General features: G+C 68.2%; 17 protein-coding genes. 13 read left to right on the forward strand and 4 right to left on the reverse strand.

Annotated features, from left to right (window positions below; genetic code table 11):
- Window positions 1-29: 29 nt before the first annotated feature.
- Complete coding sequence (gene yaaA / locus ACIGKQ_RS04765) at window positions 30-770, reverse strand: peroxide stress protein YaaA (protein WP_235722237.1); 741 nt, start codon at window positions 768-770, stop codon at window positions 30-32.
- Window positions 771-830: 60 nt separating this feature from the next.
- On the opposite strand from yaaA, the gene ACIGKQ_RS04770 reads away from it, so the two are divergent.
- A complete protein-coding gene (locus ACIGKQ_RS04770; protein WP_396572640.1) occupies window positions 831-2558 on the forward strand; it encodes a proline--tRNA ligase in 1728 nt (575 codons plus the stop codon).
- 137 nt (window positions 2559-2695) lie between these two features.
- Here ACIGKQ_RS04770 and ACIGKQ_RS04775 read toward each other — a convergent pair whose 3' ends face one another.
- Window positions 2696-3130, reverse strand: a complete 435-nt coding sequence (locus tag ACIGKQ_RS04775; RefSeq protein ID WP_396572536.1) for a ferritin-like domain-containing protein — start codon at window positions 3128-3130, stop codon at window positions 2696-2698.
- Window positions 3127-3675, reverse strand: a complete 549-nt coding sequence (locus ACIGKQ_RS04780) for a hypothetical protein (protein ID WP_396572538.1) — start codon at window positions 3673-3675, stop codon at window positions 3127-3129. Before ACIGKQ_RS04780 ends, ACIGKQ_RS04775 begins: the two co-directional genes overlap by 4 nt.
- A 158-nt stretch (window positions 3676-3833) precedes the next feature.
- Here ACIGKQ_RS04780 and rimP point away from each other — a divergent pair, with 158 nt between their 5' ends.
- The 11 genes from rimP (at window position 3834) to truB (ending at window position 15205) form a co-directional block, all read left to right on the forward strand.
- Window positions 3834-4379: a ribosome maturation factor RimP gene (gene rimP, locus ACIGKQ_RS04785; protein WP_396572540.1), complete on the forward strand. Its 546-nt coding sequence runs from the start codon at window positions 3834-3836 to the stop codon at window positions 4377-4379.
- Between the two features lie 170 nt (window positions 4380-4549).
- Window positions 4550-5587 (forward strand): transcription termination factor NusA, encoded by a 1038-nt coding sequence (nusA, locus tag ACIGKQ_RS04790; protein ID WP_396572542.1) that lies wholly within the window; start codon window positions 4550-4552, stop codon window positions 5585-5587.
- Between the two features lie 122 nt (window positions 5588-5709).
- Entirely contained in the window at window positions 5710-5991 is a 282-nt protein-coding gene (locus ACIGKQ_RS04795; RefSeq protein WP_396572642.1) for a YlxR family protein, read from the forward strand.
- Window positions 5992-6095: 104 nt separating this feature from the next.
- Window positions 6096-8900: a translation initiation factor IF-2 gene (infB, locus tag ACIGKQ_RS04800; RefSeq protein ID WP_235722232.1), complete on the forward strand. Its 2805-nt coding sequence runs from the start codon at window positions 6096-6098 to the stop codon at window positions 8898-8900.
- Window positions 8901-8990: 90 nt separating this feature from the next.
- On the forward strand, window positions 8991-9455 hold the full coding sequence (rbfA, locus tag ACIGKQ_RS04805) for a 30S ribosome-binding factor RbfA (protein ID WP_396572544.1): 465 nt from the start codon (window positions 8991-8993) through the stop codon (window positions 9453-9455).
- A complete protein-coding gene (locus tag ACIGKQ_RS04810) occupies window positions 9452-10408 on the forward strand; it encodes a bifunctional oligoribonuclease/PAP phosphatase NrnA (protein ID WP_235722230.1) in 957 nt (318 codons plus the stop codon). The genes rbfA and ACIGKQ_RS04810 overlap by 4 nt, the downstream gene beginning before the upstream one ends.
- A gap of 20 nt (window positions 10409-10428) precedes the next feature.
- Entirely contained in the window at window positions 10429-11775 is a 1347-nt protein-coding gene (locus ACIGKQ_RS04815; protein WP_235722229.1) for an MATE family efflux transporter, read from the forward strand.
- Window positions 11776-11818: 43 nt separating this feature from the next.
- A complete protein-coding gene (locus ACIGKQ_RS04820) occupies window positions 11819-12601 on the forward strand; it encodes an esterase/lipase family protein (RefSeq protein ID WP_396572546.1) in 783 nt (260 codons plus the stop codon).
- A 60-nt stretch (window positions 12602-12661) separates the two neighbouring features.
- On the forward strand, window positions 12662-13648 hold the full coding sequence (locus tag ACIGKQ_RS04825) for a metallophosphoesterase (protein ID WP_235722227.1): 987 nt from the start codon (window positions 12662-12664) through the stop codon (window positions 13646-13648).
- Window positions 13645-14301 carry a 4'-phosphopantetheinyl transferase gene (locus ACIGKQ_RS04830; RefSeq protein WP_235722226.1) on the forward strand — a complete coding sequence of 219 codons (657 nt, stop codon included), beginning with the start codon at window positions 13645-13647 and terminating at the stop codon, window positions 14299-14301. Before ACIGKQ_RS04825 ends, ACIGKQ_RS04830 begins: the two co-directional genes overlap by 4 nt.
- Window position 14302: 1 nt before the next feature.
- Window positions 14303-15205 carry a tRNA pseudouridine(55) synthase TruB gene (truB, locus tag ACIGKQ_RS04835; protein WP_235722225.1) on the forward strand — a complete coding sequence of 301 codons (903 nt, stop codon included), beginning with the start codon at window positions 14303-14305 and terminating at the stop codon, window positions 15203-15205.
- Between the two features lie 26 nt (window positions 15206-15231).
- Here the strand turns inward: truB and ACIGKQ_RS04840 are convergent, their stop codons facing one another.
- Entirely contained in the window at window positions 15232-15954 is a 723-nt protein-coding gene (locus ACIGKQ_RS04840) for a metal-dependent transcriptional regulator (protein ID WP_287015658.1), read from the reverse strand.
- A 189-nt stretch (window positions 15955-16143) separates the two neighbouring features.
- Between ACIGKQ_RS04840 and ACIGKQ_RS04845 the strand changes: the two genes are divergently transcribed.
- A complete protein-coding gene (locus tag ACIGKQ_RS04845; RefSeq protein ID WP_235722224.1) occupies window positions 16144-17109 on the forward strand; it encodes a bifunctional riboflavin kinase/FAD synthetase in 966 nt (321 codons plus the stop codon).
- Window positions 17110-17190: the final 81 nt, after the last annotated feature.

Below are 17190 nucleotides of genomic sequence, written 5' to 3' on the forward strand. Positions count from 1 at the left end.
GCCGCTGGCCCGGCGGCGGAGTGCTGCGGTCAGTCGGTGATAACCACGATCTGCTCGGAGCCCTCGATCTCGACCCGCTGGCCCGCGTCGGACAACACGGCGGCGAGACCGTCGACGTCTCGCACGTTTCGGCGAGTGTGCACCAGGGCGCGGGCCATCAGCCCTTTGTAGTGCTTGTTGAAGTGGCTGACCACTTTCCGGCTGCCGTCGGCGGCCTCGGTCACCACGGTGGCGGTGACGGCGTCGCGAACCGGGCCGAGTTGCTGATACACCCCGGACCGTAGGTCGACGATGAAGTCGTCCACAGCGGCGAGACTGTTCGACAACTCCGGCTTCCAGACCGACGCCAGCGTCGACATGCCGGGCAACTTGGAGCCGCCCGACAGCCGGTACGCCGGAATCATGTCGCTGGCACGGACCACGCCGAACAATGCCGAACCGATGGCGAGGCGTTCGCCGGCTTTGGTCTTCTGTGCGCGGGTCATGGCACCGTGGTCGAGTGCGTCGTAGAGCACCCCCGTGTAGCGCTCGATCGCCGGTCGGGTGGGGGCGAGCCACAGATCCGCGTTGCGGTCCACCTCCGCCAGCTGGGTACGGCCCAACCCGAGGGCGGCTCGGCTGGCGTCGAGATCTGCCGACAACTCGACGAGCGACTCGGCGATGCGTTTGCGGATGGGATTGAGCTCCGGAAACACCAGGGTGTCCAGGTCGAGCGGCGCACCACGCCCACCGTCGGATTTGGTCTCGGAGGGAGGGAGGATGACGAGCACCGCAACACCATAACGAGCCGCAGATCGGCACGTCTAAGCTGGTCACCTGTGATCACTCGCATGTCGACGCTGTTCCTGCGCACACTCCGTGATGACCCGGCCGACGCGGAGGTCCCCAGCCACAAACTCCTCGTCCGGGCCGGCTATGTCCGCCGAGCGGCGCCCGGGGTGTACAGCTGGCTGCCGCTGGGTCTGCGGGTGCTGCGCGCTGTCGAGCAGGTGGTGCGCGAGGAGATGGACGCCATCGGGGCGCAGGAGATCCTGCTGCCGGCGCTGCTGCCGCGCGACCCTTACGAATCCACCGGGCGATGGACCGAATACGGCGACAACCTGTTCCGGCTCAAGGACCGCAAGGGCGCCGACATGCTTCTCGGACCCACCCACGAGGAGCTGTTCGCGCAGTTGGTCAAGGGGGAGTACTCCTCCTACAAAGATCTGCCGGTGATCCTGTATCAGGTGCAGACGAAGTACCGCGACGAGGAGCGGCCCCGTGCCGGCATCCTGCGTGGGCGCGAGTTCGTCATGAAGGACGCCTATTCGTTCGACCTCGACGACGACGGGTTGAAGAAGGCCTACACCGCCCACCGGGAGGCGTATCAGAAAATCTTCCGGCGCCTGGAGGTCGACTACGTCATCGTCGCGGCCACCTCCGGGGCGATGGGCGGCAGCGCGTCCGAGGAGTTCCTCGCCGAGAGCGAGGTGGGCGAGGACACCTTCGTCCGGTGTGTGGAATCCGGGTACGCCGCCAATGTGGAAGCGGTGGTCACCCCGGCTCCCGAACCGATCCCGTTCGAGGGTCTGCCGGAGGCCGAGGTCCACAACACCCCGGACACCCCGACCATCGACTCACTCGTGCGGTGGGCCAACGCCACTCTGGACGGCACGTTCGGCGGACACGACACTTTGAAGAACGTGTTGGTCAAGGTGCGCCAACCGGGCGGCGACTGGGAGATCACCGGTATCGGTGTGCCCGGCGACCGTGAGGTCGACATGAAGCGTCTCGAGGCGGCGCTCGAACCGGCCGAGGTGGAGATCCTCTCCGACGAGGATTTCGCCGCGAACCCGTTTCTCGTGAAGGGATACATAGGACCGAAGGCACTGGCGGCCAACGGCGTCCGTTTCCTGGTTGACCCGCGGGTGGTGGACGGCACCTCCTGGATCACCGGCGCCGACCAGCCTGGCAAGCACTTCGTGAACCTCGTCGCCGGACGCGACTTCACCCCGGACGGCACGATCGAGGCAGCCGAGGTCCGCGACGGGGACCCGTCTCCGGACGGCAAGGGGCCGCTGGTCTCGGCCAAGGGCATCGAGATCGGCCACATCTTCCAGCTCGGTCAGAAGTACACCGATGCCTTCGAGGTGGATGTGCTGGGCGAGAGCGGAAAACCGGTGCGCCTCACCATGGGCTCTTACGGCGTCGGGGTCTCGCGCCTGGTCGCCGTGATCGCCGAACAGTGCCACGACGAAAAGGGCCTGCGGTGGCCTCGGTCGGTGGCACCCTTCGCGGTCCACCTCGTGATCGCAAACAAGGACGAGGCCGCCATCGCCGGCGCCCACCAGTTGGCCGAGGATCTCGACGCGGCAGGGTTGTCGGTGCTGCTCGACGATCGCAAGGCCTCGCCGGGCGTGAAGTTCAAGGACGCCGAACTGCTCGGGATGCCCGTGGTCGTCGTGGTTGGCCGCGGATATGCCAACGGCACCATCGAGATCCGCGACCGCTTCACCGGGGAGGCCACCGAGGTGCCGGTCGACGACGCCGTGACACGGGTGACCGAGGCTGCCCGGTAGGCCGGGGGCGCGGTCGCCGGGTCAGGTGATCGCCGACAACGGATCGATCCGCGCACGCGATCGGCATCCGCGCACGTCGCGACATGCGCGGATGCGCAGCGGGTGCGCGTCGTGGGTGGCCCGAGCCTTCATCCGGATCAGCCGGCGCGTCCGGGGAAGGGGACGGTGACCGGTGATTCACGCAGTGCTACACGCCAATTGGCCGCGCGCACCGATGATTCGGTGAGTCCGTCGAGTCCCGTGCGGCGCGCCGTGGCATCCTCGCTCTGCTCGATGAGCGCGCGATAGGCGACCGTGCAGTCGACTTCGGCGGCGAGGAGCGCCTGGACCGCCGTCACCGAATCATCGACATCCACCGGCAGTGTGTAGCCGGCGGCCGCTTGTGGTGCGGCCACGCCCGCGGCCGTCAGCGCGGCTACCAGTTCATTCCGTCGAACACGATGCGCAGCAACGTATTCCGCCACCATCGAACGCCGCGCGGTGGAAACGTAGGCGGTCGACACTCCGTAGGTGAAGATCGCGGCGTCCTCGGCATCGACGGCGGCAGCGAGTGCGTCAGTCGTGGCGGTCATGCGAGCTGCACCTCCACCATGCTTGTCACAGAGGCGCTGATCGCGCCGGCAAGACCGGCCGGGTAACCGTTCAATGACACCGTCGCGTCCGCGGAGGTGCGTGCCGATTGCTGTAGCAGCCCGCGCATCCCGGCAACCGTGGAGACGGTCGGAACAGGCGCCGACGGAGCCGGGGCCGTCCCCGACGTCGGAGTCCCCGGCGTCGACCCCGATCCTGCAGCTCCCGCCGTGCCGAGGCGTGCGGCGGTGCGTTCGTCGAGACGGGTGATCTCCTCGCGCAGGGCCTGGGCGTGCTCACCGCGTTGGTTCGCGACCACCCCGAGGGCATTGCTGTACTCCGGCACCTGCGGAGCCAATGCCTGCGCGGCAGCCTGATCGGCCAGCGCAGCATCGGCGAGCGGTGCCAGGGCGGCGGCGGTGATCTGATCGGCAGTCGGGCCTCGGTCGCAGGCCGCCACCATGGATGTCGCGACACCTCCGGCTACGACGACCAGACTGCCGCGCAGGACCGAACGGCGGGGGAGGGGTGTGGTCACGCGAGACATGATGCCAGCAGACTTCCCGCTTTCGAGCACGAGCCGGTCGGCTGGTCGTCGGTGCCATCACGATGGTCTACGATGGGCCACTGCACACGAGCGGTCCATCACCGCCGTGACCATCAGTCCACAGCATCGTCGCGACAACTGAAGACGAGGAGGCGCTTGTGCCGCTCACCGCCGAACAGGTGCACCGACTCGTCGAATCGGTCGTCACCGCCGAGGGCTTCGACCTCGAGGATGTACATGTCACCGGCTCCACCGGCCGGACCGACGTCAGCATCGTCGTCGACCGCGATGGTGGCGGCGAACTCGACGTCCTCGCCGACCTCAGTCGACAGATCTCCGACGTTCTCGACGCGGCGCCCGAGACCGCTGACGCCGCCTACGTGCTCGAGGTCACCTCGCCCGGTGTGGACCGCCCCCTCACCCTGCCCCGGCATTGGCGGCGCGCCACCGGCCGCAAGGTGTCGGTTGACTACGTCGACGCCGCCGGTGCCCCGGCGCACCTCGATGGTCGGGTCGGATCGGTCGATGAGGACGCGGTGGAGATCGTCGTCAACAACCGTGGTCGCCTGAGTGCCCTGCGGGTGATGCTGGAGTCGGTGACCAACGCCGTGGTGGGCGTGGACTTCTCCCGCCCGAGTTCCGCCGAACTAGAGCTGTGTGGCCTCGAGGCCGACGAAATCGCGCGGCGTCGCCAGGCGCCCTGAGCGGACACACCACCACCGACGCATTCACAAATCGCGTGTAACTGCGCACAATCAAATCGGACAACAGAACGCCCGAACGCAAGCGGACGGCCCAGACAAGTGAACAGCCCAGACAAGTGAACAGCCCAGACAAGTGAATAGGAGCCACAAATGAATAGGAGAACTGCCAGATGAACATCGACATCAATGCGCTGCGCATGATCGAGGCCGACAAGGGCATCTCCATCGAGACGGTGATCACCGCGATCGAGACCGCCCTGCTGACGGCCTACCGGCACACCGACGGCTTCGCGCCGCACGCCCGCATCGACGTGAATCGCAAGACCGGTGCGGTGCGGGTGCTCGCGCAGGAGCTCGACGACAACGGCGATGTGGTCCACGAGTGGGACGACACCCCGGAGGGTTTCGGCCGGATCGCCGCCACCACCGCACGTCAGGTGATCCTGCAGCGCCTCCGCGACGCGGAGAACGAGAAGAACTTCGGCGACTTCGCCACCCACGAGGGTGAGATCGTCGGTGGCGTCGTGCAGGCGGACGCCCGCGCCAACGCCCGCGGGATGATCGTGGTGCAGATCGGCAGCGACGCGAACAGCGCCGAGGGGGTCATCCCGACCGCCGAGCAGGTGCCGGGCGAGACGTACGAGCACGGCGACCGCATCAAGTGCTACGTCGTGGGCGTTTCTCGTGGACCGCGTGGGCCGCAGATCACGTTGTCGCGCACGCACCCGAATCTGGTGCGCAAGTTGTTCTCGCTCGAGGTCCCGGAAATCGAGGACGGATCGGTGGAGATCGTCGCTGTCGCCCGGGAGGCCGGACATCGCTCGAAGATCGCGGTGCACACCGGCGTGAGCGGACTCAACGCCAAGGGCGCGTGCATCGGACCGATGGGGCAGCGGGTCCGCAACGTGATGAGCGAACTGGCCGGCGAGAAGATCGACATCATCGACTACGACAGCGACCCGGGGGTGTTCGTCGGGAATGCATTGTCGCCGGCGAAGGTTGTCTCGGTCGAGGTCGTCGACCTCGCCGCCAAGGCCGCACGAGTCGTCGTACCCGACTATCAGTTGTCTCTGGCGATCGGCAAGGAAGGCCAGAACGCTCGACTCGCCGCCCGGCTCACCGGCTGGCGGATCGACATCCGCTCTGACGCCGATCCGGCGCCGCCGACCGCGCACAGCGGCCGTCCGGGCCTGTCGCACGCCGACTGAGCAGCCGGTTGTCCGAGAACACCTACGGCGCGCTAGACTGATCGATGGTTCAGCGAAGACTGTTGACGCCACCCCCGGATCGAAGCGAGCAGGACGGTTTCGCCCACCTCGGGCCGGTCCGGATGTGTGTCGGCTGTCGCAAGCGCGCCGAAGCAGCCGATCTGGTCCGGGTTGCCGTCCGACAGGACGACAACACGTCACAACTGGTTGTGGACCTCGCGCGAACCATGCCGGGACGAGGTGCCTGGTTGCACCCGCGGAGGGACTGTGTGACCGCCGCGGTGCGACGCAAGGCGTTTCCCTCGGCGCTACGGGTCCCCGGTCTGACCGTGGACCCCGACGACCTCGCCGAAGCGATCGGCGAGATCACCGAAGAAGATGGCCGTCGCGGCCGGAACAGGTAGCAGAAGACTATGAGCACACCGTGAAGTACCCACGATGAGCGCGTATCGGACGTAAACCGAGGTCGTAGCGGGCAGCCCGCTCGACCTCACAAGTGAGGAGAGCAGTGGCAGGCAAGGCCCGCGTGCATGAACTGGCCAAAGAACTCGGCGTGACGAGCAAGCAGGTGCTCGAGCGACTGAAGGAGCAAGGCGAGTTCGTCAAATCTGCGTCGTCGACGGTGGAGGCCCCAGTGGCCCGTCGACTCCGCGAATCATTCCCCAAGTCCTCCGGGTCCAAGGAAGGCGCCAAGTCGGCGCCCAAGCCCGGCGGTGCACCCAAGCCCGGCGCCAACGGCTCCGGCGCCAAACCCGGACCGGCACGGCCCGGCCCCAAGCCCGGCGCACCGACCCCGGGCCCGTCCCCGGCCGCGGCGGCCGACGCCACCCCGGCCCCGTCGTCGACTCCGTCTCCGGCCCCGGCCCCCACGCCGTCCCCGGCGAAGCCGAAGCCCGCCCCGGCTCCCAAGCCGGAAGCTCCGGCCGCGAAAGACGCCGGCAGCGCTCCCGCGGCCCGACCCGGCCCGCGTCCCGGTCCCAAGCCCGGCCCGCGCGCACCGCGTGTCGGCAACAACCCGTACTCATCCGCGCCGGCGCCCGCTCCACGGCCGCAGGGTCCTCGTCCCGGTCCGGGGCAGGGTGGCCCGCGTCCCGGCGGCGGTCGGCCCGGGGCCGGTGGACGCCCAGGTCAGGGTGGCGGTCGTCCCGCTCCCGGTCAGGGCGGACCCCGTCCCAGCCCCGGTAGCATGCCCCCACGCCCGAGCCCGGGCGCGATGCCGAGCCGTGCGGCGCGTCCGGACGCCGGACGTCCCGGTCGCGGCGGACCCGGCGGTGGTGGCGGCCGTGGTGGCGGCGGCGGAGGCGGCGGCTTCCGTGGCGGCCCCGGCGGTGGCGGCGGCGCGCCCGGCGGTTTCCGCGGACGCCCAGGTGGCGGCGGCGGTCGCGGTCGCGGCGGTGCCGCGGGTGCGTTCGGTCGTCCCGGCGGTGCCCCGCGCAGAGGACGCAAGTCGAAGCGGGCAAAACGCGCCGAGTACGAGAACATGCAGGCTCCGGCCGTCGGTGGCGTTCGGCTGCCGCGCGGCAACGGCGAGACCATCCGTCTCGCTCGTGGTGCCTCGCTGTCGGACTTCGCCGACAAAATCGATGCCAACCCGGCATCGCTGGTCCAGGCGTTGTTCAACCTCGGCGAGATGGTCACGGCGACCGAGTCGGTCAACGACGAGACGCTGGAGCTGCTCGGCTCGGAGATGAACTACACCGTCCAGGTCGTCAGCCCCGAAGACGAGGATCGCGAGCTCCTGGAGAGCTTCGATCTGTCCTACGGCGAGGACGAGGGCGGCGAAGAGGATCTCGAGCAGCGTCCGCCGGTGGTCACCGTCATGGGTCACGTCGACCACGGCAAGACCCGACTGCTCGACACCGTGCGCAAGGCCAATGTCCGTGAGGCGGAGGCCGGTGGCATCACCCAGCACATCGGCGCTTACCAGGTGAACACCCACCTCAACGGGGACGATCGTCTGATCACGTTCATCGACACCCCGGGTCACGAGGCGTTCACCGCCATGCGTGCCCGTGGCGCGAAGGCCACCGACATTGCGATCCTCGTGGTCGCGGCCGACGACGGCGTCATGCCGCAGACGGTGGAGGCGGTCAACCACGCCCAGGCGGCCGACGTGCCGATCGTGGTCGCGGTCAACAAGATCGACAAGGAAGGCGCCGACCCGGCCAAGATCCGCGGTCAGCTGACCGAGTACGGCCTGATCCCCGAGGAGTACGGCGGCGAGACCATGTTCGTCGACATCTCGGCCAAGCAGGGCGACAACATCGACGCGCTGCTCGAAGCGGTCCTGCTGACCGCGGATGCCTCGCTGGATCTGCGGGCCAACCCGGACATGGACGCCCAGGGTGTCGCGATCGAGGCACACCTCGACCGTGGTCGCGGACCGGTGGCGACCGTGCTCGTGCAGCGCGGCACCCTCAAGGTCGGCGACTCGATCGTCGCGGGTGACGCCTACGGACGTGTCCGCCGCATGGTCGACGAGCACGGCGACGACGTCGCCGAGGCGCTACCGTCGCGTCCGGTCCAGGTCATCGGATTCACCTCGGTGCCCGGCGCGGGCGACAACCTGCTCGTCGTCGAAGAGGACCGCACCGCCCGGCAGATCGCCGACCGGCGCAACGCGCGCAAGCGCAATGCGCTGGCCGCGCGCAGCCGTAAGCGGATCAGTCTGGAAGACCTGGATTCGGCGCTCAAGGAGACCAGCCAGCTCAACCTCATCCTCAAGGGCGACAACTCGGGTACCGTCGAGGCGCTCGAAGAGGCGTTGCTGGGGATCGACATGGGCGATGAGGTCTCGCTGCGGGTCATCGACCGCGGTGTCGGTGGTGTCACCGAGACCAACGTCAACCTCGCGGCGGCGTCGGACGCGATCATCATCGGGTTCAACGTGCGTGCGGAGGGCAAGGCCACCGAGCTGGCCAACCGCGAGGGCGTCGACATCCGGTACTACTCGGTCATCTACCAGGCCATCGACGAGATCGAGAGCGCGCTCAAGGGCATGCTCAAGCCGATCTACGAAGAGGTGGAGCTCGGCCGCGCCGAGATCCGGGCCATCTTCAAGTCGTCGAAGGTCGGCAACATCGCCGGCTGTCTGGTCCAGTCGGGCATCATGCGGCGTAATGCCAAGGCCCGCCTGCTCCGCGACAACGTGGTGATCGCCGAGAACCTGTCGATCGCCTCTCTGCGGCGCGAGAAGGATGACGCGACCGAGGTCCGCGAAGGCTACGAATGTGGTCTCACGCTCACCTACAGCGACATCAAGGTCGACGACGTCATCGAGAGTTACGAATTGCAGGAGAAGCCGCGCGACTGAGTCCGCCGCGACAACCCACCTCCCCTTCGGTCCGCGTGCCGCTGCGCGCGCGGACCGAAGGGGAGTAGTTTCCCAGTGGAAAGGACCATCATGGTTGATTCGGCACGAGCCGCCCGCTTGGCGAAGCGCATCTCGTCGATCGTCGCCTCGGCGATCGGCACCGAGATCAAGGATCCGCGGCTCGCACACGTGACCATCACCGACGCACGTGTCACCAACGATCTGCACGACGCGACGATCTTCTACACCGTGATGGGCGAATCCATAGACGCCGAACCGGACTACGACGCCGCTGCAGCCGGCTTGGCCAAGGCCACCGGCATTCTGCGATCCAAAGTCGGTGCGGGCACCGGCGTTCGGTTCACCCCGACGCTGACCTTCGCGCTCGACACCGTGCCCGATGCGGCGCGTCAAATGGAGGAACTGGTGGCGCGCGCCCGCGCCAACGATGAGCTGGTGGCGCGTCAGGCGGCGACCGCGACCCCCGCGGGTGAGGCCGACCCCTACCGCAGCCGCGACGACGAGCCCGGCGACGAGGACGGTTCGCCGGAGTGACGGCCGCGACCAGCACGGCGGTCGCCGGTGCTCTCACCGGGGTATCCGCCGTGACAATCCTCTGCCACGTGCGCCCGGACGCGGACACCATCGGCAGCGGGCTGGCGCTGGGGTTGGCACTGACCCACCTCGGCACCGAGGTGGAGGTCGCGTTTCCCGACACCGTGGCATTGCCGGCGGTATTGGGCGAGCTTCCCGGTAGCAAGCTGCTCGTGCCGGCGGCCGAGGTGGTGGGGCATCCGGTGGTGGTGTCGGTGGACGCAGCCAGCCTGGGGCGGCTCGATGGGCTGGCGCCGGTGTTCTCGGCTGCGGAGTGCTCGGTGACAATCGATCACCATGCCTCCAACAACGGGTTCGGCGACCACGACCTGATCGATCCGGCGGCAGACTGTACCGCTGTGTTGGTGTTGGCGGTGCTCGACGAACTCGGTGTCGAACTCGACGTCGACATCGCCACCTGCCTCTACGCGGGCATCGTCACCGACACCGGCTCGTTCCGCTGGGCCCGACCCGAGTCGTTCCGGGTGGCCGCACGGCTGCTCGACGCCGGAGTCGACGGACGGGCGTGGAGCCGCGCACTGATCGACAGTCACCCGTTCGCCTGGTTCTCCCTGGTGTCGCAGGTGCTCGCGACCGCGCGTCTCGACCCGCACGCCTGCAACGGCGAGGGGATCGTCTATGCGGTGGTGGGTCACGACGTCCTCTCCGCGATGAGCTGGGAGGAATCCGAGAGCGTCATCGACATCGTGCGCACGGCCGTCGAGGCCGAGGTCGCCGCAGTCTTCAAAGAGACCGCGCCCGGAGAATGGGCCGTGTCGCTGCGATCCAAACGCGCCGTGGACCTCGTTCCTATCGTCGCGGCACGCGGTGGTGGTGGCCATCGGCACGCATCGGGATACAGCGACACCGGCACCGCCGACGCCGTCGTCGCGCGACTGGTGGAGTCCCTCTGAGAGAGTCGGACGTCACGAGCGTGCCGCCGTCGACGCCGAGCGGTCGGCGCATCGCGGTGCTCACCGTGTCGGCGCTGGCGGTACTCATCGCGCCGCCGCTGTATCTGCTTCTCGACCTCGCCGTGGTCGGTCGCCTCGGCGGCAACGAACTGGCTGCGCTCGGTGTGGGAACGTTGGTGCTGTCGGTGATCAGCACCCAGCTCACCTTTCTCTCCTACGGAACCACCGCGCGGTCGGCCCGTCGATTCGGCGCAGGCGACCGATCGGGTGCGATATCCGAAGGGGTACAGGCGAGCTGGATCGCGCTCGGAGTCGGTGTTGCGCTGGTGGCGGTGATGTACCCACTGGCGCCGGTGGTGATGCGGGTGCTCGTCGGTACCGGCTCGGCGGATTCGCAACAGGTCGTCGCCGACGGGGCCGGCTGGCTGCGGATCGCCATGTTCGGCGTTCCGCTGATCCTGTTGTCGATGGCCGGCAACGGCTGGATGCGTGGGGTGCAGGACACCCGGCGACCGGTTGTCTACGTCGTGGTCGGGCTGTCGGTGGCGGCGGTGTTGGTGGTCGGTCTGACCCACGGTGTCGGCCCGTTTCCCCGGATGGGCCTGCCTGGGAGCGCCGTGGCGAACCTGGTGGGACAGGGCCTGACGGGGCTGCTGTTCGCCATCCGGGTGGTTCGTGCGGTCCGTCGGTCGGACACGCCACGGATCGCCCCGGATCGACGGGTGATCGGGGCGCAACTGGTGATGGCGCGGGATCTGGTGCTGCGCAGTCTGTCCTTCCAGGTGTGTTTCCTCTCCGCTGCCGCGGTGGCAGCACGGTTCGGCGTTCACGCCGTCGCGGCCCACCAGGTGGTGCTGCAACTGTGGGAGTTCATGTCGCTGTTTCTCGACTCGCTCGCCATCGCCGCGCAGTCGCTGGTGGGGGCTGCGCTGGGTGCGGGAGCCGTCGGCTCCGCGGTGGGTACGGCGCGTCGCGTGACCGTGGTGTCGGTGGCCGCGGCCGGCGCAGCGGCGGCGGTCTTCGCGCTCGGCGCGGCACTGATCCCGCGGCTGTTCACCTCGGACCCGGCGATCCTCGACGCGATCGAGACGCCGTGGTGGTTCTTCGTCGCGATGTTGCCCATCGCGGGCGTCGTGTTCGCGCTCGACGGGGTGCTCCTCGGGGCGGGTGACGCCCGATTCCTGCGCACTGCCACGCTGGCCGCTGCGCTCGGCGGATTCCTGCCACTGATCTGGTTGTCGCTGGTGTTCGATTGGGGTCTCGCCGGCATCTGGAGCGGCCTGGTGGTGTTCATGGTTCTCCGGTTGGTCGCCGTCGCCCATCGTGTGCGATCGGGTGATTGGCGCCGCACGGGCATGCAGACCTGACCAAAGGGTAAGTTCGTGCCGCGGCTTCGGTTACCCTTACCTCATGTCGATCCGATTCCTCGTCGCCGTCGTGTGCGGCGTGTTCGCGATGTGTCTGTCCACCGGCGCCGTTCCGGCCGGCGCCGTTCCGGCCGGCGCCGTTCCGGCCGGCGCCGCGCCGGCTGCGACGACGCACGTCCTGATCGTCCCGGGGCAGTACCTCGGGGCCCTGCCGTATCAGCCGATGGCCCAGAACCTGACGGCGCGCGGATATCCCACCACGGTCCTCGACCTCCCGGGCGCCGACATGACCGCCGAGGCGAAGCAGATCGGCGCCGCGGTGGACAGACTTCACCGCGAGCATCCCGGGGTCCAGGTCGCCTTGGTCGGTCACAGCATCGGCGGTGTCAGCTCCCGCCTGTATCTCAAGGAGATGGGTGGACACCAGAAGGTGTCCACCTACCTCGCGTTCGGCAGCCCGCAGTACGGCTCGCCGGGCGCCTGTGGCCAACCGGCCGCCCCCGAGGTGTGCCCTGGAACCCCATTCTTGACAGCTTTGAACGAAGGCGACGACACCCCGGGCTCCACGCAGTACTACGGCGTCCGCAGCGCCCGCGAGTGGGTCGACGGCCACCTCGACGGAGGTCAGTGCCGGGTCACTCCGATCCCGGCCAACGAGTCGCTGCCGGCGCTCGGGCTCGAGCACACCTTCGAACCGTTCGACCCCAAGATCTGGGACGTCACGGTCGCGGCCATCACGGGACGCTGCGTCGGCGAGTACGTCACCGAGCCCGACGGTGTGCTCACCTACGAGAAGTCCGCACTCCCCGGGGCGCCGGTCCGCTGACCGAGGCGCGGCGGTCGGGCTGCTCCGAGGTGACCGCGGCCACATCGTTAGGCTGAACGGATGGCGACGTTGTGGGCGATCAGTGACCTCCATGTCGCGCATCGGGGCAACGAGCACATCGTCGACCAGATCCGGCCGCAGAGCAGTGATGACTGGCTGATCGTCGCGGGCGATGTCGCCGAACGCACCGATGACATCATCGACACGTTGCGGCGGCTGCGAACGAGGTTTCACACCGTAGTGTGGGTGCCGGGCAACCACGAGCTCTACACCACCGCGAAGGACCCGCTGCAGATCTTCGGCGTCGCGCGCTACGACTATCTGGTGCAGGCCTGCCGAGACATCGGTGTCGTGACGCCGGAGGACATCTACCCGTTGTTCGACCCCGGCGACGGATCGCCGGGCGTTCGGGTGGTGCCGATGTTCCTGCTCTACGACTACACCTTCCGTCCCGAGGGCACCACCACCACGCTGACCGCGCTGGCGTTGGCCCGCGAACGAAACGTCGTCGCCACTGACGAGTTCTTGCTCTCGCCGGAGCCGTTCCCCACCCGCGATGCGTGGGGTCGGGCGCGCATCGAGTCGACGCGCCGGCGCCTCGATGCACTGGATACCGCCGAACCCACTGTGCTGATCAACCATTGGCCGTTGCGTCGGGAACCCACCGACGCCCTGATGTACCCGGAGTTCGCGCTCTGGTGCGGAAGCGAACTCACTGCCGACTGGCACACCCGGTACAACGCCGCGTGCTGCGTGTACGGCCATCTGCACATCCCGCGGACCACCTGGTACGACGGCGTACGCTTCGAAGAGGTGTCGGTCGGGTATCCGCGCGAATGGAAGCGCCGCGGGCTACCGGATCCCTTGCTGCGGCCGATCATTCCGGACCCAGGGCTCACCGAGGACGACCTGCCCGGTCACGGCGCACGGTTCGAACTGCCGCCGGACTACGAGCAACGCGCCGCCGAGTTCGCGCGCCGCATCGCCGAGCGGCGCGAGCGTCGGGCCGCACGACCCACCACACGTCCCCAGGAGGGCGACAGATGATCGAACAGCTCGTGCCGAGCGGTGTCGCCGCGGCCGAGGCGTTCGAGGACCCACCGGGCATCGAACCGCTGCCCGCCGAACGGTCCCTGATCGAACGGGCCGTGGAGAAGCGGCGGCGCGAGTTCACCACCGCGCGGTACTGTGCGCGACAGGCCATGGGGCAGTTGGGAATCGAACCCGCTCCCATCATGCGCGGTGAGCGCGGGATGCCGGTCTGGCCCGACCGGGTCGTGGGAAGTCTGACCCACTGCGACGGATATCGGGCGGCCGTGGTCGCCTACGCGCTGCAGGTCCGGTCTCTCGGTATCGACGCCGAACCACACGATCGCCTGCCCGCCGGAGTTCTCGAGCACACCAGCCTGGAGGCCGAACGTGCGGTGCTCGCCACCCGCCCGGCCGGAGTGCACTGGGATCGGTTGCTGTTCTGCGCCAAGGAGGCCACCTACAAGGCGTGGTTCCCGCTGACGCAGCGGTGGCTCGGTTTCGAGGACGCCCACATCACGTTTGACCAGACGTCCGAACGGGCCGGCACGTTCACTTCGGCAATCCTCATCGACCCAGCCGCGGTCGATGGTGGGGCGCCGCTGGTGGAACTGCGCGGACGATGGTTGATCGACCAGGGACTCATCACGACGACGATTGCGCACCTCTGACATGGCCGATGCATCGATTGAGAACGCCGGCCTGATCGTCGTCGACAAAGACCCCGGCATGACCAGCCACGATGTCGTGTCGAGATGCCGAAAGCTGTTCAACACCAGGCGGGTCGGACACGCCGGCACGCTCGACCCGATGGCCACCGGCGTGCTGGTGGTGGGTATCGAACGGGCCACCAAGCTGCTGGGACTGCTTTCGCTGACCACCAAGTCCTACGTGGCGACCATGCGGCTCGGTGCGGCCACCGACACCGACGATCGTGAGGGCGAGACGATCTCGCGTGTTGATGCGGCACATCTGACCGACAACGAGATCGCCGCCGGCATCGCGGCTCTGACCGGTGACATCGAACAGATTCCGGCCCGGGTCAGTGCGATCAAGGTCGACGGCAGACGCGCACACAGCCTGGTGCGTACCGGCGCGGAGTTCGATCTCGCGGCCCGGCCGGTGACGGTCAGCAGGTTCGACATCGTCGGCATCCGGCGAACCGACGACGGCTTCGTCGATGTGGATGTCGAGGTCGATTGTTCGGCCGGCACCTACATCCGCTCGCTGGCCCGCGATCTCGGTTCCGCACTGGAGGTCGGCGGCCACCTGACGGCGCTGCGCCGCACGGCCGTCGGGCCGTTCACTCTCGAGAACGCTCGCACGCTGGAGATGCTGAGCGAAGGCCCCGGTCTGTCGCTGACGATCGATGAGGCTGCGAAACTGTCCTTCCCGCACCGCGACATCGATGCCGACGAAGCGGAGTCGATCAGTCAGGGGCGATGGTTGACCCCGATCGGCCGCAAGGAGACCTACGTGGTGATCGACCCGGACGGTCGGGCTATCGCACTCGTACAGGAGAAGGGGCGCCGCGCCAGTTCGGTGATGGTGGTGCGGCCGGCGACGCTACGCTGACCCCGGGGTCAGCGACCGCCCCACGATCACGGCGGCGTCACCAAAAAGATCGCCCGGGCGGCGATGTCACCGAGGTCGATCTGCTCGCTGCCGTCCACCGAGATCGAAATCGTGCCGGCGAACGGTCGTTTCTCCACGACCGTGACCACGCGGTCCAGGGCGACCCCGACCTCGTCGAAGTAGCGCAGCATCTCCGGGTCGTCGTCGGAGATCCGTGCCACCGTGCCCGATTCGTCGACCTCGAGCTCGGAGAGCAGCCTGGCGTCCGGGCTGGGCACCGAACCGTCGAGGGCCGGGATCGGATCGCCGTGCGGATCCCGACTGGGGAAGCCGAGTTTCGCGTCCAACCGGGACATCAGCCGGTCCGATACCGCGTGCTCGAGCACCTCGGCTTCGTCGTGCACCTCATCCCAGCCGTAGCCGAGTTCGCGCACCAGGAAGGTCTCGATGAGTCGATGTCGGCGGACCATCAGCACCGCCGCGGACTGCCCCTCGTCGGTGAGGGTGACCGACCCGTACCGTTCGTGCGACACCAGACCCTGATCGGCGAGTTTGCGAATGGCCTCCGATGCAGTCGATGCCGACACCCCGAGACGTTCGGCGAGCATCTTGGTGGTGACCTTCACGTCTGCCCACTCCTGAAGCGTCCAGATGACTTTCAGGTAGTCCTGGGTGACATTGGACAGTTCGGTCACCGGTCGCTCGGCCGACGTGATTCGGGCGTCGACATCTCCGCCCGATGCGGGCATGTCGGCTCGGGCCGCGCGGGACTGGGGCATTCTTCGAGCTTAGGGTGTGCCCGCCCGGCCGGCGACAGCAGCCGTCGCGTCGTCGGCAGTTCCCGCTGCGTTCAACCATCCGAGGTCCGGTGAAACACGCTGTTCACCACCGACGGCCGGATGTGGTTTGTCGTCGCGGCGGGCCGTAGGCTGGTGCGCGTGTTGCGTTGGCGAGGTCTCGAGGACATCCCCGCGGACTGGGGTAGATGCGTGGTCACGATCGGTGTGTTCGACGGAGTGCACCGCGGCCATGCCCAGTTGATCCATGCCGCGACCACAGCGGCGAAAGAACGCGGCGTGCCCGCCGTGCTGATGACCTTCGACCCGCACCCGGCCGAGGTGGTGCGGCCCGGCACGCATCCGCCGCAGCTCACCACGCTGACCCGGCGGGCGGAGCTGGCCGAACAGCTCGGCATCGACGTCTTCTGCGTCATGCCGTTCACGCCGGAACTGGCGTCGCGTTCCCCCAAGGACTTCGCCCACGACATCCTGGTCGAGACCCTGCACGCGGCTGATGTCGTGGTCGGCGACAATTTCACCTTCGGTAAGAAGGCGGCCGGCGACGTCACCAAACTCGCCGAGCTCGGGCAGATGTTCGGGTTCGAGGTGCAGGCCATCTCGTTGTTCGGTGAGCATGCGGTGACCTTCTCGTCGACCTACATCCGTTCGTGTGTCGCGGCCGGCGACGTCGAGGCCGCTGCCGAGGCGCTCGGACGTCCGCACCGAGTGGAAGGCGTTGTGGTGCGCGGCGACGGACGCGGTCGAGAGCTCGGATTTCCGACCGCCAACGTCGCCCCGCCGATGTACGCGGCCATTCCCGCCGATGGGGTGTATGCCGCGTGGTTCTCGGTGTTGGGGGTCGGACCCGTCGTCGGACAGGTCGAGCCGGGACAGCGGTATCAGGCCGCGGTGTCGGTGGGGACCAACCCGACCTTCTCGGGTCGGACCCGGACGGTCGAGGCGTTCGTCCTCGACAAGAGCGCCGACCTCTACGGGCAGCACGTCGCGATCGACTTCGTGGGCCGACTGCGCGGGATGGAGAACTACCCCGACGTGGCAGACCTGATCACCGCCATCGCCACCGACGTCGAGGACACCCGTCGGGTGCTGGCCGAGCGGGGTTGACCGTCGGCGATTTTGGCCGCGTTCGTTTGCGCTGGTAAAGTCATCGGTCGGCGTTGCTGCGGTCCGCGGTGGCGCGCCGAC

It is taken from the genome of Gordonia sp. NPDC062954, assembly GCF_044543825.1.
GTDB classification, from domain to species: domain Bacteria; phylum Actinomycetota; class Actinomycetes; order Mycobacteriales; family Mycobacteriaceae; genus Gordonia; species Gordonia tangerina.

Bases quoted from the DNA above. Each gene is read 5' to 3' on its own strand.
- ACIGKQ_RS04775 (WP_396572536.1), bottom strand. From the start codon at position 3,130: ATGACCGCCACGACTGACGCACTCGCTGCCGCCGTCGATGCCGAGGAC.
- ACIGKQ_RS04825 (WP_235722227.1), top strand. From the start codon at position 12,662: ATGGCGACGTTGTGGGCGATCAGTGACCTCCATGTCGCGCATCGGGGC.
- ACIGKQ_RS04770 (WP_396572640.1), top strand. From the start codon at position 831: ATGTCGACGCTGTTCCTGCGCACACTCCGTGATGACCCGGCCGACGCG.
- nusA (WP_396572542.1), top strand. From the start codon at position 4,550: ATGAACATCGACATCAATGCGCTGCGCATGATCGAGGCCGACAAGGGC.
- ACIGKQ_RS04820 (WP_396572546.1), top strand. From the start codon at position 11,819: ATGTCGATCCGATTCCTCGTCGCCGTCGTGTGCGGCGTGTTCGCGATG.
- truB (WP_235722225.1), top strand. From the start codon at position 14,303: ATGGCCGATGCATCGATTGAGAACGCCGGCCTGATCGTCGTCGACAAA.
- ACIGKQ_RS04780 (WP_396572538.1), bottom strand. From the start codon at position 3,675: ATGTCTCGCGTGACCACACCCCTCCCCCGCCGTTCGGTCCTGCGCGGC.
- ACIGKQ_RS04840 (WP_287015658.1), bottom strand. From the start codon at position 15,954: ATGCCCGCATCGGGCGGAGATGTCGACGCCCGAATCACGTCGGCCGAG.
- rbfA (WP_396572544.1), top strand. From the start codon at position 8,991: ATGGTTGATTCGGCACGAGCCGCCCGCTTGGCGAAGCGCATCTCGTCG.
- ACIGKQ_RS04830 (WP_235722226.1), top strand. From the start codon at position 13,645: ATGATCGAACAGCTCGTGCCGAGCGGTGTCGCCGCGGCCGAGGCGTTC.
- ACIGKQ_RS04795 (WP_396572642.1), top strand. From the start codon at position 5,710: ATGTGTGTCGGCTGTCGCAAGCGCGCCGAAGCAGCCGATCTGGTCCGG.